Source organism: Paraburkholderia sp. BL21I4N1 (assembly GCF_002973525.1).
In the GTDB taxonomy this organism is placed as follows: Bacteria; Pseudomonadota; Gammaproteobacteria; order Burkholderiales; family Burkholderiaceae; genus Paraburkholderia.
Window position 1 is genome coordinate 433,144 of sequence record NZ_PVEN01000003.1, and the last position, 24,562, is coordinate 457,705.

At 60.4% G+C, this 24,562-nt stretch carries 19 protein-coding genes; 13 read left to right on the forward strand and 6 right to left on the reverse strand.

The features are described 5' to 3' along the window. Positions 1-27: 27 nt before the first annotated feature. Positions 28-954, reverse strand: a complete 927-nt coding sequence (locus tag B0G83_RS11435) for a bestrophin family protein (RefSeq protein WP_105507528.1) — start codon at positions 952-954, stop codon at positions 28-30. Positions 955-1,721: 767 nt separating this feature from the next. On the opposite strand from B0G83_RS11435, the gene B0G83_RS11440 reads away from it, so the two are divergent. From B0G83_RS11440 to B0G83_RS11470, 7 genes are read left to right on the forward strand one after another with little or no spacing between them, the layout of a single operon-like run. Then, the gene (locus tag B0G83_RS11440; protein ID WP_219849015.1) at positions 1,722-3,674 is read left to right on the forward strand and encodes a carbamoyltransferase C-terminal domain-containing protein; all 1,953 of its coding nucleotides are present in this window, start codon (positions 1,722-1,724) and stop codon (positions 3,672-3,674) included. Positions 3,675-3,721: 47 nt separating this feature from the next. Next, positions 3,722-3,925, forward strand: coding sequence for a hypothetical protein (locus tag B0G83_RS11445; RefSeq protein WP_146120201.1), 204 nt, complete (start codon positions 3,722-3,724; stop codon positions 3,923-3,925). Between the two features lie 15 nt (positions 3,926-3,940). Beyond that, positions 3,941-4,813, forward strand: coding sequence for a phytanoyl-CoA dioxygenase family protein (locus tag B0G83_RS11450; RefSeq protein ID WP_105507531.1), 873 nt, complete (start codon positions 3,941-3,943; stop codon positions 4,811-4,813). Positions 4,814-4,836: 23 nt separating this feature from the next. Continuing rightward, the gene (locus B0G83_RS11455; protein WP_105507532.1) at positions 4,837-6,090 is read left to right on the forward strand and encodes an ATP-grasp domain-containing protein; all 1,254 of its coding nucleotides are present in this window, start codon (positions 4,837-4,839) and stop codon (positions 6,088-6,090) included. Then, positions 6,090-8,831 carry an aminomethyl-transferring glycine dehydrogenase subunit GcvPB gene (gene gcvPB / locus B0G83_RS11460; protein ID WP_105507533.1) on the forward strand — a complete coding sequence of 914 codons (2,742 nt, stop codon included), beginning with the start codon at positions 6,090-6,092 and terminating at the stop codon, positions 8,829-8,831. The genes B0G83_RS11455 and gcvPB overlap by 1 nt, the downstream gene beginning before the upstream one ends. Before the next feature lie 48 nt (positions 8,832-8,879). Then, positions 8,880-10,163, forward strand: a complete 1,284-nt coding sequence (gene glnT / locus B0G83_RS11465) for a type III glutamate--ammonia ligase (RefSeq protein ID WP_105507534.1) — start codon at positions 8,880-8,882, stop codon at positions 10,161-10,163. A gap of 30 nt (positions 10,164-10,193) precedes the next feature. Then, complete coding sequence (locus B0G83_RS11470) at positions 10,194-11,135, forward strand: hypothetical protein (protein WP_105507535.1); 942 nt, start codon at positions 10,194-10,196, stop codon at positions 11,133-11,135. A 159-nt stretch (positions 11,136-11,294) separates the two neighbouring features. Here the strand turns inward: B0G83_RS11470 and B0G83_RS11475 are convergent, their stop codons facing one another. Genes B0G83_RS11475 through zwf form a run of 3 tightly spaced genes read right to left on the reverse strand, consistent with a single transcriptional unit; the run spans position 11,295 to position 15,414 of the window. After that, the gene (locus B0G83_RS11475; RefSeq protein WP_105507536.1) at positions 11,295-13,211 is read right to left on the reverse strand and encodes a bifunctional transcriptional regulator/glucokinase; all 1,917 of its coding nucleotides are present in this window, start codon (positions 13,209-13,211) and stop codon (positions 11,295-11,297) included. Next, a complete protein-coding gene (gene pgl / locus B0G83_RS11480) occupies positions 13,189-13,896 on the reverse strand; it encodes a 6-phosphogluconolactonase (RefSeq protein ID WP_105507537.1) in 708 nt (235 codons plus the stop codon). The genes B0G83_RS11475 and pgl overlap by 23 nt, the downstream gene beginning before the upstream one ends. A gap of 54 nt (positions 13,897-13,950) precedes the next feature. Then, a complete protein-coding gene (zwf, locus tag B0G83_RS11485; protein ID WP_105507538.1) occupies positions 13,951-15,414 on the reverse strand; it encodes a glucose-6-phosphate dehydrogenase in 1,464 nt (487 codons plus the stop codon). A gap of 542 nt (positions 15,415-15,956) precedes the next feature. Between zwf and B0G83_RS11490 the strand changes: the two genes are divergently transcribed. The 4 genes from B0G83_RS11490 (at position 15,957) to B0G83_RS11505 (ending at position 20,405) form a co-directional block, all read left to right on the forward strand. Continuing rightward, positions 15,957-17,204 carry an ABC transporter substrate-binding protein gene (locus B0G83_RS11490; RefSeq protein ID WP_105507539.1) on the forward strand — a complete coding sequence of 416 codons (1,248 nt, stop codon included), beginning with the start codon at positions 15,957-15,959 and terminating at the stop codon, positions 17,202-17,204. A 194-nt stretch (positions 17,205-17,398) separates the two neighbouring features. After that, on the forward strand, positions 17,399-18,337 hold the full coding sequence (locus B0G83_RS11495) for a carbohydrate ABC transporter permease (RefSeq protein ID WP_105507540.1): 939 nt from the start codon (positions 17,399-17,401) through the stop codon (positions 18,335-18,337). Further along, on the forward strand, positions 18,327-19,184 hold the full coding sequence (locus B0G83_RS11500; protein ID WP_105507541.1) for a carbohydrate ABC transporter permease: 858 nt from the start codon (positions 18,327-18,329) through the stop codon (positions 19,182-19,184). The genes B0G83_RS11495 and B0G83_RS11500 overlap by 11 nt, the downstream gene beginning before the upstream one ends. A 105-nt stretch (positions 19,185-19,289) precedes the next feature. Continuing rightward, the gene (locus B0G83_RS11505) at positions 19,290-20,405 is read left to right on the forward strand and encodes an ABC transporter ATP-binding protein (protein ID WP_105507542.1); all 1,116 of its coding nucleotides are present in this window, start codon (positions 19,290-19,292) and stop codon (positions 20,403-20,405) included. Between the two features lie 119 nt (positions 20,406-20,524). Here the strand turns inward: B0G83_RS11505 and B0G83_RS11510 are convergent, their stop codons facing one another. After that, the gene (locus B0G83_RS11510) at positions 20,525-21,442 is read right to left on the reverse strand and encodes a LysR family transcriptional regulator (protein WP_105507543.1); all 918 of its coding nucleotides are present in this window, start codon (positions 21,440-21,442) and stop codon (positions 20,525-20,527) included. 172 nt (positions 21,443-21,614) lie between these two features. Beyond that, a complete protein-coding gene (locus tag B0G83_RS11515; RefSeq protein ID WP_105507700.1) occupies positions 21,615-22,274 on the reverse strand; it encodes a glutathione S-transferase family protein in 660 nt (219 codons plus the stop codon). Positions 22,275-22,605: 331 nt separating this feature from the next. On the opposite strand from B0G83_RS11515, the gene B0G83_RS11520 reads away from it, so the two are divergent. Further along, positions 22,606-22,839 carry a hypothetical protein gene (locus B0G83_RS11520; protein ID WP_105507544.1) on the forward strand — a complete coding sequence of 78 codons (234 nt, stop codon included), beginning with the start codon at positions 22,606-22,608 and terminating at the stop codon, positions 22,837-22,839. Positions 22,840-22,924: 85 nt separating this feature from the next. Further along, positions 22,925-24,430, forward strand: coding sequence for a flagellar hook protein FlgE (locus B0G83_RS11525; RefSeq protein WP_105507545.1), 1,506 nt, complete (start codon positions 22,925-22,927; stop codon positions 24,428-24,430). The last annotated feature ends 132 nt before the right edge of the window (positions 24,431-24,562 follow it).

Here is a 24,562-nt window from a genome sequence, read left to right on the forward strand (position 1 = left end):
CGTTCCGCGCGGCCCGATTCATCTCCGTCAATCGAGCGCGTAGTCTTCGGCTTGCGGTTTGGGCAGCGTTAGAGCCGGTTCGCCGAGCAGATCGCGCGTGGCGTCTTCTATCGTCGCGGACATCATGTTGAGTGCGAGGTCGTTGTCGTCGGTGCCGAAGGGCTCTTCGATTTGCGATGCGATGGCTTCGTGCGCCATGAAGGTGTACGCGACGAACACCGCGAACACCGGCGTGAAGATGCCGATGCTGTCCACCAGACCGAACGGCAGCGACGCGCAGAAGAAATAGACCGTGCGGTGAATCATCACCGAGTAGGCGAACGGCAGCGGCGTCGAGGCGATGCGCTCGCATCCGCCGATTACATCGGACAGTCCATTCAGATTTCGATCGAAGGCAATCACGGCCATCGGGTCGATGGCGCCTGCGCGCGCCTGGCGTTGGACCCATTCGCCGAGGTGGAGCATCAGGGTGGCGGGTTTGTAGCGCGACACTATGACGCGGTTGAAGAGGGCCTGCGGCAGCCGTGTGGCCAGGTCTTCGGTCGGGTCGCTCTTGCGAAGCTGGTGGCGCAGTGCGTGCGGCAGGGCGCCTAGCGCGGCGAAAAATTCCTGCGTCTCTTCTTTAGGGAGCGGCCGGCTCGGCAGTGTGAGGACTTCGCGGGTGAGCGAGCGCGACTCGTTCAGCAACTGCCCCCAGAGCTTGCGTGCCTCCCACCAGCGGTCGTAACTGGCGTTGTTGCGAAAGCCAAGGAATACCGCAAGCGCTATGCCTATTAACGAGAAGGGGGCGGTGGTGTTCAGGTTCAGCGACACCGGGAGCAGGTGGTCGTGCGCCGCCACGGCAATGATCGAAATGCAGAAGATCAGGAATAAGCGTGGGAGCAGTCGCGGCAGGACCGAGCCTCGCCAGGCTAGCAGCATGCGGAACCAGTGGAGGTGCGGGCGGATGATCATTGGGAGCTCGGGTTTGGACTGCGGCGATGGGGGAGATTTTATCGCTTTTGGCGCTTGCATCTTTCGAGCTTGCCGGCCGAGCGCGCCGCTCACGGTGCAGCCGTGCTGAGTTCGACTCCCCTATAAGAATGCTCGTTGAGTTTCAATTCTATTCTTTCTGCGTAAAAGACAGAGTAAGCATTTTTGCAAAGCAATTTTATGCCGTGTACATAATGGTTAAATGGCGATAACGTTTGGCATGATTATTCAAATCGCATTGATCGATTTTTAGAATTGACTGCTGGCGTCCTATTGCGTGGAAAAAATCGTTCATGTATTATTCTGCGAAATTGTAAGGATGTGGATTTGAGTTATCTTGGATTGGCTTTGATTTGATAAGAATTGAATAAAACTGGAGACGCATTTTAAAGATAAGATTGCCATCGGGCATGGCCGGCGGCCAACTATCTGTCACGCGCATCTGTCTTAAAGTCTCTCGCTGCAAATGCTAAAGGTGTGTTCACTGCTAGACTTCCGGCCAGGTGGGGTGTGGCTGGATTTTTCCCATTCTTTGTCCATTCGGGCGAGGCTCGACGTTTCAATCGGATATTAATTTTCTAGAATTTTTCTACTAGCTATATCGTCTGTTTTTGATATGCATTGATGTCTATTCAGGCTGGTGGCTCTCATCTTGGTTGAGAGTGTCTGCGCGCGTGCATATTAATTTGTGGCGAATAATTTTGACTAAAAAATAATCATGTCGCATGACGGCATGTCGAGGAATTAAGATGAATGTTTTGGCATTTCACTTTGGGCACGATTCGGCTGTCACGTTCATCCGGAACGGGGAAATCGTAGGCTCGCAGTTATCTGAGCGCGTCAAGAAGAAAAAGCTGTTCATTGGTCTCAGTTCCGAGCTCATTTTGCAGTTCATGGAAAAGCACGGCATTGCGCCGGACGACATTGACGCCATCGCACTGACCTCGACCCAGCGCGAAGATGTCTACATCGAAATGGATGGCCTGCTGGCGGTTGAATACCGGCGTCACCCGGCCGACAAGGTGCCGTCGCTGATCGAAGCGCATTTGCAGCAGGAAGGCAAAGATCCCGTGGATTTCTTCCTTGGCAATTCGCCCGAGGAGAAGGCCCTCCGTTTACGCCGAATGTTAGTGCCGCACGCGCTCGATCCGCGCTACCGCGACCGCGCCGCTTCCTTCGTCTTCATTCCGTGGATGGACTTCGCGAAAGTCGATCACACCACGCCTTATGTGCCCTTGCGCCAGATCGCGGGAGCCATAGACGATTCCGCCCGTTCGTTTGAACGGGCACCCTACGGCTTTCACTTTCCGGCCAGCGCGGTGTTCATGGGCAAATCGCTGCCCTGCTACATCGTCAATCACCATGCGGCGCATGCGGCGACCGCCTATTACTGCTCAGGCTATGCGTCGGCGGCTGTCATCACGGCCGACGGCGGCGCTGGCGGCATGCGCGGCGGCTGGTTCTTCCACGGTCGGGATCACGTCCTGACGCCGATCACGCCGAATCATCTGGAGATCGGCGGCTTTTACTCGCAAACCTCGCGTTCGTTGATCAAGCTTGGCGGTTCCCCGGACGGCAAGATGATGGGGCTTGCGCCTTATGGCAAGCCGTCTCTCTTCAAACCCGAACTGGTCGGCAACGCCGCCGACTTCGATGCGCTGCAAGAGCAGGGCGTTCTGCCGGCCGCAGCCGAGAAACGTTACGCATGGCACGAGTACCTGCTCCAGCAACTCAAGGACCAGGGCTACGACATGGCGTTGCTGGGCGACCCGGACAAAGTGCTCGAGGGCCCGAATATCGATCTGGCCGCCACGCTGCAGAAACTGTTCGAAGAGACGATGTTCGCGACCGCGGAAGTGGCGAAAGATATCGTTGACCGCCTCGATCTGCCGGCGCAGGGATTGTGTCTGGCCGGCGGTTGCATGCTGAACTGCCCGTCGAATACCAGGATCTACGACAGCAAGCTGTTCGACGATCTGTTCGTGCCGCCTTTCACCGACGACAGCGGGTGCGCGATCGGTGCTGGCCTGTGGGTTTATCACAATCTGCTCGGCCAGCCGCTCATGCAACGCTCCGCCGTGCTGCCCGTCAGCCCCTACCTCGGCAACCCCGTCACCGACGAAGAATGCCTGAGCGCGCTGGAGCGAGCTGAAGGCATTTCGTTCGAGCGTCCGCAGCATCTGGGCGAAGCCGCGGCGAACGACCTCGACCAGAACCGGATTCTCGCGTTCTTCGACGGCAGTAGTGAAGTCGGGCCGCGCGCGCTAGGCCATCGCTCGCTGATGGCCGATCCGCGTCAAGCCGACAATTGGCCGCGTGTCAACAACGTCAAGACGCGCGCCCTGTGGCGCCCCTTTGCGCCGGCTATTCTGAAAGAAATGCTGCGCGATTACTTCGACGGGGGGCCGGCCAATTCGCCCTACATGCTGTTCAACTTCACAGCGAAAAACAATCTGCTGCCGGCCGTCACGCATGTGGACCAAACGTCGCGCGTTCAAACGGTCACGCGCGAAAACGGCCGATATCACGAGGTCATCAACGCGTTCTACGCGAAGACGCACTGTCCCGTCGTGATGAACACGTCGCTGAACGGGCCGGGCGAGCCGATTATCGAAACGCCGGAAGCCGCGATCGAATTCCTGCGCAATACGTCCGACGACGTGGTGCTGTACCTGAACGGCTGGCGCGTGGTCCGCGCCTGAACCTGCCTTCTCGTCGCCAGAAACCACCGTCACGAAAGGAAATGGATATGACCGGTTTGACCGCATTGATGGACACGCTCGCCGTCGACAAATCGCTGCAACTCGAGTTGTCGAACGTTGAACCCGACGCGAACGCTTATCACATGTTCTTCAAGCTCAAGGGATTTGTCTGCACGCCGGCCGAAGTCGAATCGGCTTTCACCGACATGGTGTGGTTCGCCCGCGTGGGCGACGACATCGACCACGCCTGACGAAAAGGACGAACGATGATTAGCATTACCGATAAGCAGGTCGATGATTACCGCGAAAATGGTTTCATCATCGTTGACAAGATCATTGAGAAAGACGAGGTGAGGCTGCTGCTGGAGCGCTTCGACAAGATCTTCTATGGCGAATACGAAACGGGCCTGGATCCCGACGAGGTCAACTGGAAGCACGGCCGCGACGACGAACAGCTCACGCGCCAGATATGCAACGGGTGGAAAGCGGACCGTTATGTGGCGAGTGTGATTCTTCAACCCGCCATCGGCGAAGCCTGCGCCCGGCTTGGCGGTTGGCCCGGCACGCGTATCACGCAGGACAACCTGCTGTGGAAGCCACCGGGCGGCCGTCCGATCGGATTTCATCAGGACTCGTCTTATGAAGAGTTCATCGTGCCCAACGACTGGGTGAGTTGCTGGATCGCACTGGACGACACGACCGCCGAAGGCGGTACGGTCGAGTATGTGAAAGGCTCGCATCTGTGGCACAAGACGGGCAAGATCCGCCAGTTTCATGGGCCGGACGATCCCCATGAAGATCTGCGCGTAGCCACCAGGAAAATGCAGTTCGACGACTTCGATACGGTGAAGGTCGAAGTGCCGGCCGGCGGTGGCACCTTCCATTCAGGCTGGGTGTGGCACGGGTCGAACGTCAACAGAAAAGACCGCCCGCGGCGCACGGTCGTCGCGCACTGCATGTCCTCGGAATGCGCGTACAACCCGAATCCGAAAGCCGTCAACCGCACCTACAGCCGCTATAAGCGCTTTGGCGATCTCACGATGGACGAGACGGATTTCCCCATTTTGTGGCGCGAAGACGGATACGCCTCGCCCTTCATTCAACCGTATTCGGCCCGTCAGTTGGGCTGGGCCGAGTAAACCTTTTTACATGGAGTGATCTCATGCCTAAGTTGCTGGTGGTTGAAGTCGATCCTTCTGGCGAGTGCAAGAACACGCAATACCGGTCTTTCATCGAAAAAGGGTATGCGCTCTATTTTCTGATCGCGGCAGAAAAGCATGCCCATTTGTATCAGCCTAACGTGAGGGTCGCACCGGGCCGGACGGCCCAAGATTTCGCCGACGAAGCGGCAAAATGGCACGAGAGCGAACAGTTCGATGGCGTGGTGACACTCACGGAATTTTCTGTCGTCGCTACGTCGCTGATCGCATCCACGATCGGCAAGCCGGGTCTTGGCTATGCGGCGGGGCTGGTTTGCCGCAACAAGTTGTTCATGCGGCAGGCCCATGAGAAAGGCGGCGTCAATCATCCTGCGTTCTCGCTGGCGCACGACGAACATGCGGCGGCGGATTTCGCCGACCGCATTGGCTATCCGGTCGTCATCAAGCCAACGCTCGGCGCCGGCAGCGAACATATCTACAAGATTGCCAGCCGCGAGCAGATGTTGGCGGTGTTTCCCCAGGCGTTGGCGGGCATTGCCATCCATTCGTTTTCCGACTCCGAACCGCAGATCGCGGATAGAGGCCCGAACGGTATCCTGGTCGAAGCCTACCTGAACGGCAACGAGCACAGCCTCGAGGCCTGGGTATGGGACGGCGAGGTCACGATCGGCGCAATCGGCGACCGGCTGTCGCCGGAAGGCAATCTGTTCGACAACGACATTTACACCATGCCGACGCGGCTCGACGCCGGTCAGATCGAAGCGATCCGGCAGTTGGTGGAGAAAGCGGCGAAAGCGCAGGGAATCGTTCGCGGAACGTTGCACCCGGAAATCCGGTATCACAACGGCACACCCTATCTGGTCGAGATGGGCGCGCGCGCCGGTGGCGGCCCGATCTCGCACATGACTCGCGCGGCATACGGGTATTGCCCGGTGCAGGCGTCGTTCGACATCGCCCTTGGAATCCGGCCGGTGCAACCGGCGCTGCAGCCCACCGGCCAGGTGGTGCTGGCGATCGCCATGATTTGCGACGAAGGCCGCATCCAGCACGTCAGCGTGCCGCCGGAAGCCGAGCGCGCCCCCGAGCTGATCTACTTCAAGATTTTCCTGGCGCCGGGTGATATCAACCTGCGTCCGCCTCATGGAAACATCTTGCTGGGGCAAATCTGTGCGACCGGGAATACGCTGGAAGAAGCCTACCGGCATGCGGATTCCATTTACAAACGTATTGTCGTGACGTCGGCTGCGATCAATTAATGGACGTCGTACAGCAAACCATGCATAACCCGTATTCTTGCCACACTCAGGCCGATGTGCAGTCCATGCTCAACTCGATGGGGCTGACGCATATCGAACAACTGTTGAGCAGTATGCCGGCGGCGATCCGCCTGAAACGGGATCTGAATCTGCCCGCGCCGCTCGACGAAGGTCAATCCGACCGGCTGATCCGCCAGCGCGCATCGCTCAACCATTCTGTCTTGAGCCGCACCAGTTTTCTTGGCGGCGGGCTGTATGAACACACTATCCCGGCGGTCGTCGACTACCTGAGCGAACGCGGCGAATTCCTGACGAGTTATACCCCTTACCAGCCGCGTATGAGTCAGGGGTCGTTGGAAGTGCTGTGGGAGTATCAGCAGATGATGCAGTCGCTGCTGGGCGTGCCGGTCGTGAACGCGTCCTGCTACGACGGATCGACCGCCATGGCCGATGCATTCAACATGGTGTGCTATCGGGCGGCATCTCAAGACGGTGTGTTCCTTCTTGCGAAGACGATCTGGCCGCAGACCCGACAGATTGTGGAAAGCAGTTTCGCCGGCAAGGCGACCCGGTTCGAATCCACCGGCCATACCCGCGAGGGCCAACTCGACCTGGACGAACTCGAAACGCACTTTGCGCAGAACAAGCCGCGCGCCTTCGGTTTCCAGTCGCCCAATTGCCTTGGCGTTGCCGAGGACATTGAGGCGGTCGTACGGTTGTGCCGCCAGTACGATGTCGTGTCGGTTCTTTACTATCATCCGTTCCTGTCAGGGATATTCGTGCCGCCGGGTGAACTTGGCGTCGATATTGTCTGTGGCGAAGGGCAGATGCTGGGCAATCCGCTGAATGCCGGTGGCGCATCACTGGGCTTCCTCGGATGCCAGTCTGACTTTGCCTTTGCGATACCCGGTCGAATGGTCGGGATCAGGCAGACTGAAGACGCGGGTCAGCACGAGTTCGCGCTCGTCGGCGAAGAGCGTGAGCAACACGTTGCGCGTGATAAAGCGACCAGCAACATCTGCACCAATCAGGCGAACAACGTCATGCGCGCCGCCTTCTTTCTGGCCTTGGCGGGAGATCAGGGGCTGAGCGCGCTTGCGCGGCGCAATGCGAAGAACGCCCACGCTTTTTGTGAACGGCTGACACGGATCGAAGGCGTACGGCTGCAATTCTCCGGCCCGTTCTTCAATGAATTCCTGCTCTCTCTTCCGGTGCCGGCTGCCGTGCTGCTGGCGGCGCTCCGGGAGCGAGGCATCTACGGCGGCATCGATGCGGCCGCCTGGGGGTATCCGGCCTCGCTATTGATCGCGGTTACCGAGACCAAAGACGACCCGCAACTGGACGCCGCGGCACAGGCCTTCGAAGACGCGCTGAGCGTGTTGCGGGAGAAAGCCGATGGCGTCACGCCAGCGTCGCTCCCGCAGCCCGTTACCGCGTCTCTGGATGCGTTGCTGCGTTCCAACCCGTGCCGGCGCTCCAGTTTGCACTTGCCGAAGTTGTCGGAATCCGAAGTCGTGCGCCGCTATACCCGCTTGAGCCAAAAAAACTACAGCATTGACCAGGGCATTTACCCGCTCGGCTCATGCACGATGAAGTACAACCCGAAGCGAAACGACAAGTACGCGGCACTGGACGGCTTTCGCCATGTACACCCGTTGCAGCCGCTGGACGACATTCAGGGATTGCTGCTGACGCTGCATGAGCTGGAGACGTATCTCGCCGAGCTAACCGGCATGGATGCGGTGTCGCTTCATCCCGCGGCCGGCGCGCATGGCGAGTTGACCGGCCTGTTGATGATAAGGAAATATTTCGCTTGCCGTCAGCAACATCGCGACACGCTGCTGATCGCGGATTCCGCGCACGGCACCAATCCGTCGTCCGCCGCCATGGCGGGCTTCCGCTGCGAAATCATCGCAACCACGCCGGACGGTCTGCTGGACATCGACGATCTGCAACGCAAGATTAACGATCGGGTCGCCGGGTTGATGATAACCAATCCCTCCACGTTGGGACTATTCGAAGAGAACATCGTGCAGGTGTCGGAAATCGTTCATGCGCACGGCGGGTTGCTCTACTACGACGGCGCCAACATGAACGCGCTGATGGGGTTGGTGAGGCCTGGCGACATGGGCTTCGACGTGGTTCACCTCAACGTTCACAAGACCCTGTCGACGCCGCATGGCGGCGGTGGCCCCGGCGCGGGTCCGATCGCCGTCAAGGCAACGCTGGCGGACTATCTTCCTGTGCCGAGGATCGTCCACGACGAAGCGGGCGGGCGCTGGCGGCTCGATGAAAACGTGCCGTCCAGCGTGGGCAAGATCAAGCAGTTTTACGGCCATGTTTCGGTGCTCATCAGAGCCTGGAGCTACATTCGCACGCTGGGTGCGAAAGGGCTGCGCGAAGCTTCGGAGCACGCCATTCTGAATGCCAACTACGTGCAATTTCATCTGGGCAAGCATTTCCCTTCCGTATTCGGCAAACCCTGCATGCATGAATGTCTGCTGACGGCGCGAGATCTGCGCCGGCCGCTGGCGCATCTGGCGCAATCGCTGATCGAAGCGGGCATACATCCGCCCACGCTGGTGGGCGCGGGTTGCGTATGGTTTCCCGGCGAGTTGTCCGCGGCCATGCTGATCGAACCGACGGAGACGGAAAGCCGCGCGTCTCTCGACCGTTTCATCGACGCCATGAATAGCGCTTGTGTTGCCTTGTCGAACACCGAACTCCAGAACGCCGCCTGATGCCCGACCGTTTCGGCCGTTTTCGCTGCAAGATAAATAGGCGTTGATATGTTAAAAAATCTCTGTGAGCAGCACAGTACGAAATTCCTGCTGGTTTCGTTTACCGATCTCTTCGGCGTTGTGCGATCCAAGCTGGTTCCCGTTTCGGCACTTGAGATGCTGACGCGCAATGGGGCATCGTTCGCCGGCTTTGCCGCGCATTTCGATCTCACGCCCGCGCACCCGGACATCGTGGTCCACCCCGACCCCACGACCTTTATCCCGTTACCGTGGAAACCGGGCGTTGCCTGGATTACCGGCGACCTGACGATGGCCGGCAAGCTTCTGGAGCAGTCGCCTCGCAACCGGCTTCGTGTGCAACTGGAGCAGGAGCGGCACCGCGGACGTGTCCTCAAAACAGGCGTCGAAGCGGAGTTCTTTCTGCTTTCGGCCGATGGCGCACGGATTGGAGACGATCAGGATAGCTACACCAAGCCCTGCTACGATCAACTTGCGCTGATGCGCAGCTATGACGTGATCGGCGAGATCTGCGAGACGATCGATCACCTCGGCTGGCAACCCTATCAAAACGATCATGAAGACGCCAACGGCCAGTTTGAAATCAACTGGACCTACAGCGATGCGCTTACCACGGCGGACCGGCATACCTTTTTCAAGTTTGCGGTAAAGAGCATCGCGGAAAAGCACCGTATGAAAGCCTGCTTCATGCCGAAACCGTTTGAGAATTTAACGGGAAGCGGGTGCCACATTCATTGTTCGGTCTGGAGTCCGAGCGGCGACAACCTGTTTGTCGAGCGCGACGAACGGGCGCCTTTGTCGAGCACCGGCCTGCACTTTGCCGCGGGTCTGCTCGAACACGCGCCGGCCATCTGCGCGCTGACCAATCCGTCGGTCAACAGCTATAAGCGTCTCAACGCCAACAGCACGGTGTCGGGTGCCACCTGGGTTTCGCAAAAGCTCTCGTGGGCAGGGGACAATCGTACGCATGCGATCCGCGTGCCGGCTAACGACCGCCTCGAATACCGCATTCCCGACGGCGCGGCCAATCCGTACTTGTTGCAACTCGCTGTACTCGCGGCGGGCATGAGCGGCATTGCGCATCGAACCGATCCGGGGCCGGCGGAAGCCCCTTATTTTTCGTCTCGTTTCGCGAGCCACGCTTTGCCGACGAGCCTGTTCGATGCCCTGAATCATCTCGCCAGCGACGACATCGCGCGGACTTACCTGGGCGGTGCGCTGACGGACGCGATCGTCAATTTGCGGACCCGCCAATGGCACGACTATATGAAGAGCGTCAGCGAGTGGGAACGGTCGACCACGCTGGACTGCTAGTCCCCACTTATCCAATCCACAGGCAAAAGCATGATTCAGGGATTTCTGTTCATACTAGGCAACATCATTGTCGCCTCGTTTCAGAGCGTATTTTTGAGCCACTGGCTCAAAGGTGTGAACGTCTATTTTGTCATGGCCATGAGCTTCACCCTCGTCATGACGCTGTATTCGACGTTGACGCTCATGCTGGGACGAAAACATCTCGCGACATTGACGGGGATGAAGGCGGATATTCTTGCGCTCAATCTGGTGTCCGCCGGCAACTGGATTTTTTATTTCTTCGCGATCAAGTATCTGAATGCGGCCGCAGTGGTGACGCTGACTCAATGTCTGCCGCCGGTGCTTATCACGTTGTATGCGCTGGCTAGCCGCAAGGTCGTCCTCAAAAGCACGCTGATTTTTCACGGCCTGATCCTGCTGTGCACGATCCTGCTGCTGCGGGACATACTTCAGACGCCTGTGGGTCGTGAAGGCAATGCGGTGCTGGGAAGTGCGATTTCCGTGCTCTGTGCGATAACGGTGTCGGTGACGATCGGCGTGTCGAAGGTTTTCGCTAATAAAGGCCTGCCGGGTTATGTCGTGCTGTCTACCCGTTTCCCGCTACTCGTCATGATTTCCTGGGTCATGACGCCGGCGGGAATCTTCAGCACCGTGACGCCGGCAGAGTTGGCGATTATCGCGGCGATCGCGTTAATCGGTCTGGCCATGACCAACTTCTGCCTGCAAAAAGGCATCGAACTATCCAGCCCGACGGTCGTGAGTACGACGTTGTCCATTTCACCCTTCGTCGTCTTGCTGTTCGACCGGATCAGCAAACGCGACGCCACGATTACCAGCCAGTCGCTGCTGATATTCACCATTGTGATTTTGTCGCTGGGTTGTGTTTATTTCAACTTTCGTCGCACGCGCCTCGACGGCCGCCACGCACCTGGCCTTGCTGCAATGGCGTTGAAGACCACGGCGGAAAACTGAGCGGGGCGCGTTCGAACGTATGGCTGCGCACGGCGTCGCTATCCTGCTTATGCCGTGCGTATTTTTGAACTATGTCGAACGGTTGCTCCCTGCGGAAGCAACCGTTGAGGACCCTCAATCAAGCAGGAAAAGACCCGCGTCGAAGGCTTAACCCGGAGCCTAGTCACGAGCCGAAGAAGCCGCCCCGTGACTCAACCAGTCGAGCACGGCGGAAGCATCGTCGTCAGCCCCTTGCCGGGCCTTGGCGACAGTCTCGGCGACATCGGCAGAAGGCACAGCCCGCCGGATCGCCACGCCAACAGCCAGAATATCGATCATGACCAGATGCAGAATCCGCGAAATCATCGACAACTGCGACTCGCGAATTTCAATGTGATCGGTTTCCAGCGCGACGGTAGCCCGCTTGGCCAACGGCGTATTACTGGAGGTAATCGCAATCACCTTGGCCCCGGCCTGCATCGCCACATCGAGCACGCGCAGCAACTCAGGCGCCCGCCCAGACTTCGACACCGCGACGATCACATCGCCTTTCCCGAGCAAAGCAGCCGAAGCCGCCTGCATATACAAATCCCCATAGGCAATGGTAGGAATCCCAAACCGGAAGAACTTGTAGTGGGCATCTTGCGCGACGATATTCGAATTCCCGAGCCCATAGAATTCAATCCTTCGCGCGCCGTTCAACAGATCGATCGCCCGTTCGACATGCTCGAAATTCAAATGCTCGCGCAACTGCAAAATCGCCGACACGGTGTTATCCAGCACTTTCGCGCCGAAGTCCGTCGCCGTATCGCCGAGATGCACCTGGCTATGACTCACCGGAATCGTTCCGGTCAAACCCGTCGCCAGTTTCAGCTTGAAATCCGACAAGCCCTGGCACCCCAGCGACCGGCAGAAGCGAATCACCGTAGGCTGACTCACATCCGCTTTACGCGCGATATCCACGATCGGATCGTTGATGATGGAGCGCGGATGATTCAACGCCAAATCCGCCACGCGCCGTTCAGCGGGTGTCAACGCATCGCGCATTTGCCGGATCCGTTCGAACACCGCCGATGAACTGCCGCCCGCGCGATTCGACAACTGCTCGGCCAGAATCGCGGAGACGCCCAGAAACGCCGGATACTCCGCGGTGATCACATACGTCGGCACGTTCTGCAAATACGCCTCGAAGCGGCCCTTCGCCTCGAACCGCTTGCGGAACGACGACTTCGCAAAGAATTCGCCCAGCCGCGGCACGACACCGCCGCCAATATAAATGCCGCCCAGCGCGCCGAGCGTCACCGCGATATTGCCGGCGAACGTGCCGAGAATGCCGCAGAACACGTCGACGGATTCCGCCGCGAGCGGCTCGCCTTCCAGCGCGCGCTTGACGATCTCGACGGTGTCGACATTCGCCGCCACGCGTTTCTTGTCGCGGCCCGCCAGCGCGCGATAAATCACTTCGATGCCGGGACCGGCAGCCACCCGTTCGAACGACACATGCGGCCACTTCTTGCGCGCGTACTGCAGCACGATGTCTTCGCGCTCGTCGGCCGGCGCGAAGGTGGCGTGGCCGCCTTCGCTGCCGAGCGCGATCCAGCGATCGTCGGCGGGAATCAGGCCGGACACGCCCATGCCGGTGCCCGGACCCAACAAACCGATCACGCTATTTGGCCGGCGCGAGCCGCCGCCCACCTGCACGCGTTGCGCGTCGGTAAGGCCGGGCAGCGCCATGGCCAGCGCGGTGAAATCGTTCACCACCAGCAGCGTGTCGAAGCCGAGCGCACGGCGCGTGGCTTCGATCGAAAAGCTCCAGTCGTGATTGGTCATGCTCACCTGATCGCCGTCGACCGGGTTCGCAATCGCGATCGCCGCGTGATTCACGCGACCGATCCTGGTGTCCTTCAGATACTTCTTGATGACTTCGGCAACGCCCGGATAGTCCGCACACGGATACACCTGCACCGAGCCGATCTCGCCCGGCGCGTTTTCCAGCGCGAAGCGCGCATTGGTGCCGCCGATGTCGGCCAGCAGCCTCGGTCCATCGGCGTGCTGGCCCGCGCCCGGAACAGCCTTAGTTTGCACACCAGTAGACATCGAGTCTCACTCCCTTGTCGTTTGCCAACTGCGAGATGGCATTTTTTTGTAGCGAAGCGCACGCGCCGTTCAGCACGTCCATCTTGCGCGGTCCTGCGATCAGCAAAAACAGGTGCTTCACTTCTTTCAGGGCGGACAGCGACCAGCTCACGCGTGCATGCGGCGCGGCGCCGGGATGCACGGCAACGAAACGCTCGGTCGTGGTAATGGCGTGATCCCATTCGGGCGAGTCGGCGAAGATCGACGCCGTATGGCCGTCTTCACCCATGCCGAGAATCGCGACGTCGGGCACCACGCTAAAACGCGGATCGACGTTCAGCGCGGCCACGTGCACGTTCAGTTCCTGGCTCGTGTCGACCAGCGGCCAGAACGCGGCGTTTTTCGCGGCGTTCTGCAACAGCGTGTCGTGCGCCAGTTGCGAGTTGCTCGCGCTGTCCGTTTCGGGCACCCAGCGGTCGTCGACCAGCGTCACGGCAATGCGCGGCCAGTCGAAGGATTGCGTGGACAAAGTTTGCAGGAACGGACGCGGACTGCTGCCGCCGGACACTGCAAGCATGGCCGGGCGCACACCGCTTTGGGATGTGGCCGCCTGAGCGGCGAGCGACGCCTGTAATGCGTCGCCAACCGCTTTCGCCAACGCGTCGGATTGGGCGCGTTGATCGTCGAAAGCGTGAAGCTGGATCACTTCTCCTCCGTGCTGCTTTTTTGTTGGATCCGCGGGACGGTCCCGCGTGTCAGTTCAATTCTCTTCTTCGAGCCAGCAGGTGCCGTGCTGCGCAAGCATCGCGCTCGAGGCGGCCGGTCCCCACGTACCCGATGCATACGGCTTAGGCGGCTTGATCGACGCCTTCCATTCGTTCAGGATCGGCTCGACCCAGCGCCATGCGGCTTCCTGTTCGTCGCGCCGCACAAACAGCGCGAGGCGACCGTTGATCACGTCGAGCAACAGGCGCTGATACGCCTCCATTTGCCCTTCGCGGAAGAACTGGTCGAACGCGAGGTCGAGGTGCACGCTGGCGAGATTCATGCCTTCGCCCGGCTGCTTCGCGAGACAGTAGAGGCGAATCGTTTCGTTCGGCTGCAGGCGGATCACCAGACGATTCGCGCCGGCACGCAACGCCGAGGCGCCGAGCGCCGAATGCGGCACCGCACGAAAATTCACCACGATCTCCGCAACGCGATCGGCCAGCCGTTTGCCGGTGCGCAGGAAAAACGGCACGCCGGCCCAACGCCAGTTCTCGATCTCGACCTTCAACGCGACGAAGGTTTCGGTGCTGCTGTCCGGCTTCACGCCGGGTTCGGTGGCGTAGGCCGGCACCGCATTGCCGCGGATCACGCCCGAATGATACTGGCCGCGCACGGCAACCTTGCCGATATCGCGTGGATCGATCGGTTTCAAGGCCCGCAGCACGCGCAGTTTCTCGTCTCGCACCGAGTCCGAATCCATGGAATGCGGCGGTTCCATCGCGACGATGGAAAGCAGTTGCAGCAAATGGTTCTGCACCATGTCGCGCAACGCGCCGGTGTTGTCGTAGAAGTCGCCACGCGCTTCCACGCCGAGTTCCTCGGCAATCGTAATCTGGATGCTCTCGACCCACTCACGACGCCACAGCGGCTCGAACAGCGCATTGCCGAAGCGCAGCGCCAGCAGGTTCTGCACCGGCTCCTTGCCGAGGTAGTGGTCGATCCGGTAGATCTGTTCTTCGTTGAAGATTTCGCCGACCGCATCGTTAATCGCATTCGACGACTTCAGGTCGTAGCCGAGCGGCTTTTCCAGCACGATGCGCGCGTTTTCATTCAGCCCCACCGACGCGAGCGCGCGGCAGATCGGCACGAACAGCGACGGGCCCGTTGCCAGATAGAACACGCGGATACCGGGCAAACCCTCGATCACTTCGCGCAACTGCACGAAGTCTTCCGCTTTGCTGAGGTCGATGTTGATGAACTCGATGCGCGCGAGAAAGCTCGCCCACGCCGTTTCGTCCACCCCGTTTTTCGACACATGCGATTTGACGTGCTCGTTCACCCACTGGATGTACTCCGCACGATCCGACGCGTGCCGCGCCACCGCGACGATCTTGCCGCTATCCGCGAGCATGCCGCCTGCACGGTGTGCTTCAAACAGTGCCGGCAGGATCTTGCGCATCGACAGATCGCCGGTTCCGCCGAAGAGAACGAAGGTGAAGCTTGAGTCGGTTTGCATGAGTCTCCGTCGATGTCCTGGGGCCGCCGGGAAGACCGGAAAGGGCGACCGTAGTCCGATAAAATATTTTTTGACACTGAATTGTAGTTTAACTACAATCCAAATCAAGAGGTAGCGCTAATTCGATGAAAAAAGCGTGCGCTGGCAGGCAAGATGCGCGTTTTCCCGAATCGGCAGGCGACCCCTGCATGTTAACGGACATTGCCTTTCGGCACGTGCCAGCACGGCCCGGCGAGCCTTACGGAAAGCCGGGAAGTCGACCGGCCGGCAAGGCGATTGCCCAAGTTGACGTGCAAGGCACCTCGAGTCTGCCGCGCTCAACGCGGGCGGGCAAAAATCAAAAGAGGAGACAGTCAGTTGCATCCCGAACCACTCATCTCTTGAGCTTCCAGCGGCCGGACATCGGTCCGCCGGCACATGCCTCGCGCATGCGCCCGACCGTGCTCGATCGCCCAGTGTTTTGCCTGTTTGAACCAACCACAGCACCCTGGCGACATCAGGGGCCATTTGTTTTTTGTTCAGGTGTCTGGAGGAGATAAGCAATGAAATTTCGCGCGATCATGGGCGCTTTGTGCGCTGCGGGTCTGATGTGTGGCGTCTCGGCCGTGCAGGCTGCCGAGTCGATCGAAGTGTTGCACTGGTGGACTTCGGGCGGCGAATCGAAAGCCGTCGGCGTCCTCAAGGACGACATGACGAAGCAGGGTTACACGTGGAAGGACTTCGCGGTTGCGGGTGGCGCGGGCGCGGCTGCCATGACGGCACTGAAGACGCAGGTGATCTCGGGCAACGCACCGAGCGCCGCGCAGATCAAGGGTCCGCTGATCCAGGACTGGGCGTCGCAAGGCGTGCTGGTACCGATCGACGCAGCCGCCGGCGACTGGAAGAAGAATCTGCCGCCGGAAATCGACAAGATCATGCACGCCGACGGCCATTACGTGGCAGCGCCGTTCTCGGTGCACCGCGTGAACTGGCTGTACATCAACAAGGCAGCGCTGGACAAGGCGGGCGGCAAGGTGCCGACCACGTGGCCTGAGTTCTTCGCGCTGGCCGACAAGATGAAGGCCGACGGCATCCAGCCGATCGCGATGGGCGGTCAACCGTGGCAAGACCTGACGCTGTGGGAAGACGTCGTGCTGTCGCAAGGCGCGGGCTTCTACAAGAAGGCGCTGGTGGATCTGGACGAGAAGACGCTGACGTCCGATCAGATGGTCCAGGTGTTCGATACGGTCCGCAAGATCCAGGGCTACTTCGACGCGGGCCGCACGGGCCGTGACTGGAACCTCGCTACCGCCATGGTCATCAACGGCAAGGCCGGCATGCAGTTCATGGGCGACTGGGCGAAGGGCGAATTTGCCAACGCCGGCAAGAAGTCGGGCACGGACTACGTCTGCGCCGCGGTACCGGGCACGGAAAAGGCTTACACGTTCAACGTCGACTCGTTCGTGTTCTTCCAGCAGAAGGGCCAAAAGACCGCAACGCCGGGTCAACTGGCGCTGGCCAAGACGATCATGTCGCCGGACTTCCAGGAACAGTTCAGCCTGAACAAGGGCTCGATCCCGGTGCGTCTGGGCGTGTCGATGGCCAAGTTCGACGACTGCGCGAAGAAGTCGTACGCGGATGAACAGGTCGCGATCAAGTCGGGCGGCTACGTGCCGTCGCTGGCACACGGCATGGCGCAACCGGATGCAGCAGCCGGCGCGATCTCGGACGTGGTCACGAAGTTCATGAACTCGCAGCAGGATTCGAAGAGCGCGGTTGCAGCGCTCGCGAAGGCAGCGAAGACCAAGTAAGTGAAGTAAGCGAAGCGGCGTGCCCGGTGTGACTCCACGCACACCGGGCACGCCCTTCGGACCGCCAGGTGCGCTGACCCGTTTGTCGGCAGGCGGTTCACCCCTGGATTCATCGAGTCACACCTAGGCCGTTGCAGCCTTGCGTCTGTCAGGCGCAAGTAGCGCGGCGGTTCAGTTTCAGCAGGAGTCGAGTAGTGACTGCTTCTATCAGCGGAAACGGGAAAACGGCCACCGCCACCCGCCGCGCGTCGCCGATGGCGGCGCTTGCCGATCGCTGGATTCCGAAGCTGGTGCTCGCACCCAGCGTCGTGATCAGCCTGATCTTCGTGTATGGCTTCATCGCAATTACCGGCTATCTGTCGCTGTCCAATTCGCGGCTGATGCCTCGTTATGAGTTTGTCGGTCTCGATCGTTATCGCGAGCTGTTCGATAACGACGTGTTCTGGACGTCGGCGGCCAACCTCGGCTGGTTCGGGATTCCGTTCATCGGTATCTGTATCGGTCTCGGTCTGTTCCTCGCGATCCTGCTCGATCAGCAGATTCGCAACGAAGGCGCGCTGCGCGCCGTGTTCCTGTACCCGATGGCGCTGTCGTTCATCGTGACGGGTACCGCGTGGCAATGGATCATGACGCCGAGCGTCGGCCTCGAAAAGGTGTTCCACGACTGGGGCTGGACGAGCTTCTCGTTCAGCTGGCTGGGCGACCCGGACAAGGCGATCTTCTGCGTGGTGATCGCGGCTGTCTGGCAATCCACCGGCTTCGTGATGGCGCTGTTCCTCGCGGGTCTGCGCGGGGTCGACAGTGAAATCTTCAAGGCGGCGCAGATGGACGGCGCGGGCTTGCCCACCATCTACCGCAAGATCGTGATTCCGAGCATGCGTCCGGTGTTTTTCTCCGTGCTGCTGATTCTCTGCCACATCACGATCAAGACCTTCGACCTGGTCGTCGCGCTGACCGCGGGCGGTCCGGGCACGTCCTCATCGCTGCCGGCTATTTTCATGTACACGTTTTCGTTCAATCGCGGGCAACTGGGCGTCGGCGCGGCTTCGTCGATGATGATGCTCGCCACCGTCGTCGCCGTGCTCGTGCCGCTGATGTATCTGGAATCGAGGAGCACCCGCAATGCAGCCTAAGATGACGATCAGCCGTGCCGTCATTTATGCGGCCTTGATTCTGTTCGCCCTGTACTTCCTGTTCCCGCTGTACGTGATGCTGTCCACGTCGTTCAAGGACATCGATCAGTTGCGCACCGGCAATCTGTTGACGCCGCCTACGCACTGGACCATCGATCCCTGGATCAAGGCCTGGAGCGGCGCCTGTACCGGTGTGCGCTGCGACGGGATGCAGCCGTTCTTCATGAACTCGGTGCGGATGGTGATTCCCGCCGTGCTGATCTCGTCGATCATCGGCGCGTTCAACGGCTATGTGCTGACGCACTGGCGCTTCCGTGGCGCGGACCCGATCTTCACGATGATCCTGGTCGGCTGCTTTATTCCGTTCCAGGCAATCCTGCTGCCGATGGCGCGCTTCGAAGGCATGATGGGTCTGTCGAACACGACGACCGGTCTGGTGGTGGTGCACGTGATCTACGGGATCGCCTTCACGACGATGTTCTTCCGCAACTTCTACGTCAGCATTCCGGCTGAACTGGTGAAAGCGGCGCGGATCGACGGCGCGGGTTTCTTCACGATCTTCACGAAGATTCTGATGCCGGTGTCGCTGCCCATTTTCATGGTCTGCCTGATCTGGCAATTCACGCAGATCTGGAACGACTTCCTGTTCGGGATCGTGTTCTCCGGCGTCGATTCGATGCCGATCACGGTGGCGCTGAACAACCTCGTGAATACCTCGACCGGCGTGAAGGAATACAACGTGGACATGGCCGGCGCAATTATCGCGGCGCTGCCCACCTTGCTGGTCTACATCGTCGCCGGACGCTATTTCGTGCGCGGCCTGACGGCGGGCGCAGTCAAAGGCTAAAGCCGGGCTCAATCATCCGAGGACGGCGGCGCTGCCTATGAACCGCGCCGCCGTCACCCGACAAGACGTTTTCAAGCAGTACCAGAGACAAAGAGGATTCACAGCATGGCAAGCCTTTCCATCCGTGACGTGTACAAGACCTACCCGAACGGGGTGCCGGTTCTGAAGGGTGTCAACATCGACATCGAAGACGGCCAGTTCCTGATTCTGGTCGGCGGCTCGGGCTGCGGTAAGTCGACGCTGCTCAACATGATCGCCGGCCTCGAAACCGTCACCAAGGGCGAGATCCAGATCGACGGCAAGACGGTGAATAACCTGTCGCCGAAAGATCGCGATATCGCGATGGTGTTCCAGTCGTACGCGCTGTATCCGTCCATGACGGTGCGCGAGAACATCTCGTTCGGCCTGAACATCCGCAAGGTGCCGAAGCAGGAGCAGGCGCAGATCGTCGAGCGCGTGTCGAACACGCTGCAGATCACGCACCTGCTGGACCGCAAGCCCGGGCAACTGTCCGGCGGCCAGCGTCAACGTGTGGCGATGGGCCGCGCCCTGGCGCGCGATCCGGTGATGTTCCTGTTCGACGAGCCGCTGTCGAACCTCGACGCGAAGCTGCGTATCGAGATGCGTTCGGAAATCAAGCTGCTGCATCAACGTCTCGGCACGACGATCGTCTACGTGACGCACGATCAGATCGAAGCGATGACGCTCGGCGACCGCATCGCGGTGATGAAAGACGGCATCGTGCAGCAGTTCGGCGCGCCGCAGGACATCTACGATTCGCCGTCCAATCTCTTCGTGGCCGGTTTCATCGGCGCTCCGCCAATGAACTTTATTCAGGGCAAGCTGGTGGAGCAGGGCGCGGGTGTCGCGCTCGAACTGGATACAGGTGTGGCGCGTGCCGCGCTAAACCTGCCGTTCGATTCGGCCAAGGTGAAGTCGCATGTGGGCCGCGAGGTGATTCTGGGCCTGCGTCCGGAACGTATCACCGACGCGCGCGGCGCGCATGGCGATAACTCGCAACTGCAGCCGATCGAAGTGAAGGTCGACGTGATCGAGCCGACAGGACCGGACACGCTGGTGTTCGCGCAGGTGAATGGCAAGCGTATCGTGAGCCGCGTGCACCCGGCGTCGAATCCGCAGCCGCTCACGAATACCACGCTGTTGTTCGATACGTCGAAGGCGGTGCTGTTCGATCCGTCGAACGAAGAGCGGATTGCCTGATCGAAGACGAGAGCCTGACTGCCTGACCGCGTAGTCGGGTTCTGCAAGGAAAAACCCCATGCGTTTTTACGACGCATGGGGTTTTTCTTTTGGGGCGCGGGATGCTTGCCGCTGTTTGCTCAAGCGTCCGGTATGCGCAGATCGGGATTGTTGCGCGACAACTCGCTCACCCAGTCGATAAACGCACGCAGCCGCGAACTCAGATTGCGGCGATGCGCGTACAGAATCGACAGCGGCGTGCTCGGGCTCGTGTGGTCGGTCAGGATTTCCTTCAGCGCGCCTTCCTTGATGAGATCGGCCACCATGAAGCGCGACGGCTGAATGATGCCGTGGCCAAGCGCGGCCGCGCCGATGTAGACCGAGCCGTCGTTCACCGCGAGCACGCTCTTCAGCGTGACCTTGGCGATCTCGCCGGCCACTTCGTATTCGAACGGGAAGGTTCGGCCGGTGCGCGCCGACACGTAGTTGACCGCACGATGCTCGCTCAATTCTTCAAGCGTGGTCGGCGTGCCGTACTGCGCCAGGTACGCCGGCGACGCGCACGTCACAATGCGCGCCTGGCCGATGCGCCGCGCCACCAGACTCGACTCCTCCGGCGTGCCCATGCGGATCACGCAATCCACGCCGTCCTGGATCAGATCGATGTTGCGATCCGCGAGTCCGAGCCGCACGTCGATCTCGGGGTACTGGCGGTAGAAATCGTCGAGCGCGGGCAACAGCAGCGCCCGCGCGAGCGTGCCGGACGTATCCACGCGAATCGTGCCGGCGGGATTTTCGCGCTTGTTCGACAGCGACGATTCGGCCTCGGCGACTTCCGCGAGGATGCTCACGCAGCGCTCGTAAAAGGCCGCGCCGTCTTCAGTGACGCTGACCTGGCGCGTCGAACGGTTCAGCAGACGCACGCCGACGTGTTCCTCCAGCGCCTGGATCGTGCGGCTGACTTTGGCGCGGGGCAGGTCGAGCGATTCGGATACTTTGGTGAAGCTGTTCGCCTCCACCACCCGCGTAAATATCTCCATCGCTTCGAAACGGTCCATGTTTTTTGCCTTATCAGTAATGGGCGGAATTGGGTTTCGACGTGAAGTGTATAGGGTGGAAATCCTGTTGTCGCAGTGCGGGTTTAATGGACGACGAAGGAGGCGCCCGTGCGGCGCGCCGGCGGCCCGGTGCATGGCGGCCGCCGGCGGGTCGTTGGCGACGCTTGCCGGTTTAGTCGCGCTCGGGCGCGCCGAGCGGAAAGTACGAACGGTACGGTCGCGCTTCGTCGACCGCGCGTGCGAACGACGGGCGCGCCAGCAGGCGCTTGCGGTACGCCAGCACGTGCGGATACGCCGCGCCGATGCGGTGCGTCCAGTCCGCGTAGAGCAGGAACGGCGCGGAGCCGCAATCGGCGAGGCTGAAGTGCTCACCGGCGGCCCACTCGCGCTGCGCCATCACGTCGTTCAGCCAGCCGTACGCGGTGTCGAGCATGGCGCGCGCTTCGGCGACGCCGAGCGGATCGCGCTCCGCTTCCGGACGCAGGCTGTCGAACACGATCCGTTGCTGCGGTGTCGAGATGTAGTTGTCGAAGAAGCGATCCATGCCGCGCACCTCCAGCGCGGCAAGCGGATCGGCCGGCAGCAGCCGCACCGGCCCGGGATGCACCAGCCCGAGGTACTCGATGATGACGCTCGCCTCCTTCACGGTCCGGCTGCCGTCGAGCAGCAACGGAAAGCGCTTGATCGGCCAGAGCGCGGCGAATTCGGCCATGACTTGCGGGTCGTCGTGCGCCAGCTTGCGCAGTTCGAACGGCGTGCCGTTTTCGTAGAGCGCGGTCAGGACCTTCTGGCAGTAGGAAGAGAAGGGATGGGCATAAAGCTTCAGGGGCATCGTGGTCACCGTAGGGGTTGCTGGGGGGCGCTGTTGTGGCGCAACGACAGCCGCAAGGGCCGTTTACCCGACGACGAACCATACCAGCGGAAATCGACATGCGCGGATAGCGCGCCAAGTTCGTCGGTGTGGCGCACGAACCCTGCGTAAAAACCGCGCACAGATGTGCACCGCCGCATTCCTACGACAAATCTTCACAATGTTTTCGAGAAATATAGCGTAACATTTGAAACAATTGTAAGGATGCGGGTGTGGCGGATGAATGGTCCAGATCAACGGGCTCGGGGCGTCGCACCAAAAACAGCAATAACTCGGCGCACGGAGCCTTTGCATGTCATCGATCACCACCACGTCGGTCAGTACCGCGACCGCCAGCGGGCAGAACCCGATGCAGTCGGCGGCGCGATCGTTTGTCGGCGAGGGCTCGACCGGCAACGCGCCGACGAACCTGTCGAGCCTGGTTTCAAGCCTCGCGTCGGCGCTGGCGAGTGCGAACTCCGCAGCATCGCAGCCGGCCGTCGATCTATCTTCCGACGGCCGGGCCGGCGACGCGACAAGCGCCTGAGACTACCCGGCGCCGACTTCACGGCGCCGCATTCCTCGTCAGAACAACACCACCGAAGTTACGATTTTCCAGAACGGAGACCACGATGGGATACCAGCAAGGTTTGAGTGGGGTGACGGCCGCGTCGCAGAATCTCGACGTGATCGGCAATAACGTCGCCAACTCGCACACGGTCGGCTTCAAGAGCGGTTCCGCGCAGTTCGCCGACATGTACGCCAATTCGGTGGCAACGGCGGTGGGCAATCAGGTTGGCATCGGCACCCGGCTCGCCGAAGTGCAGCAGCAGTTCTCGCAAGGCACGATCAACAGCACCAACCAGGCGCTCAACGTCGCGATCAACGGCAACGGGTTCTTCCAGCTGTCGAACAACGGGACGCAGGTGTACTCGCGCAACGGCGTGTTCCAGCTCGACAAGAACGGCTTCATCACCAATGCGCAAGGCCTGAAGCTGATGGGTTTCGGCGCGAACGGCGCGGGTGTCGTCAACACCGCGCAAACCGTGCCGCTCAGCGTGCCGACCGCGAATATCGCGCCGCAAGCCACCACGAAGATCGTCGCCGGTTTGAATCTGAACGCGCAGGACAAACTGATGCTCGGCACGCCGACCGTCACACCCGGCGCAAACACGGGTACGCTGACCACGCCCGGCGCGACCATCACGCATCCGGCTTCGGGCACGAACAACGACAACTACACTGTCAGGTTCACGAGCGCGACCGCCTATACGGTGACCGACAACACGCTCGGCACGTCGACCACCGGCACCTACACCGCCGGCACGGCGATCCCTCTCGGCAACGGTCAGACCATCACGTTCAACGGGCTGCCGGCCACGAACGACAGCTACACGATCGCGCCCACGCCGATCGCGTTCAACCAGAACAGCTCGACCACCTACAACTACTCGACCAGCACGACGGTCTACGATTCGCTCGGCGGTTCGCAGACGGTCAACATGTACTTCGCCAAGACGGCGGCCGGCGCGTGGAATGTCTACGCGGGTCCGTCGAGCGGCGCGGCGCAACTGATCGGCCACGCGAATTTCAACTCATCGGGCACGCTGCTCGGCACGACCGACAAAAACGGCATCGCCACCACCACGCCGTTCGTGTTCAACTTCGGCGTGCCGACCACGGACGGTTCGTCGACGCCGCAGAACCTGACGCTGAACATCGGCGGCACGACGCAGTACGGCGGCAAGAACGGCGTCAACACGCTGCAACCCGACGGCTACGCCGCCGGCACGTTGACAAGCTTCACGATCGCCGCCGACGGCACGCTCACCGGCAATTACTCGAACCAGCAAACCGCCGCGCTCGGCCAGATCGTGCTGGCAAACTTCTCGAACCAGAACGGTCTGGTGAACCTCGGCAATAACGAGTTCCAGCAGACTTCGCAGTCGGGTGTCGCGCAGATTTCGGCGCCGGGTTCGACGAACCACGGCGTGCTGCAAGGCGGCGCGGTGGAAAACTCGAATGTCGATCTGACCAGCGAACTGGTCAAGCTGATTACCGCGCAGCGCAACTATCAGGCGAACGCGCAGACGATCAAGACGCAAAAGACCGTCGATCAGACATTAATGAATCTTTAAGCGGCCACGATGTTGTTGAAAATGGCGTATTCAAGAAATTTGCGCGATGGTCGCGCGAAGCGATAAGTGTCTATTGTCAAAGGGCTTTTCTTCGCGAGCTGAAGCTTTGGCTCGCGAAGCTGACTGGGCGAG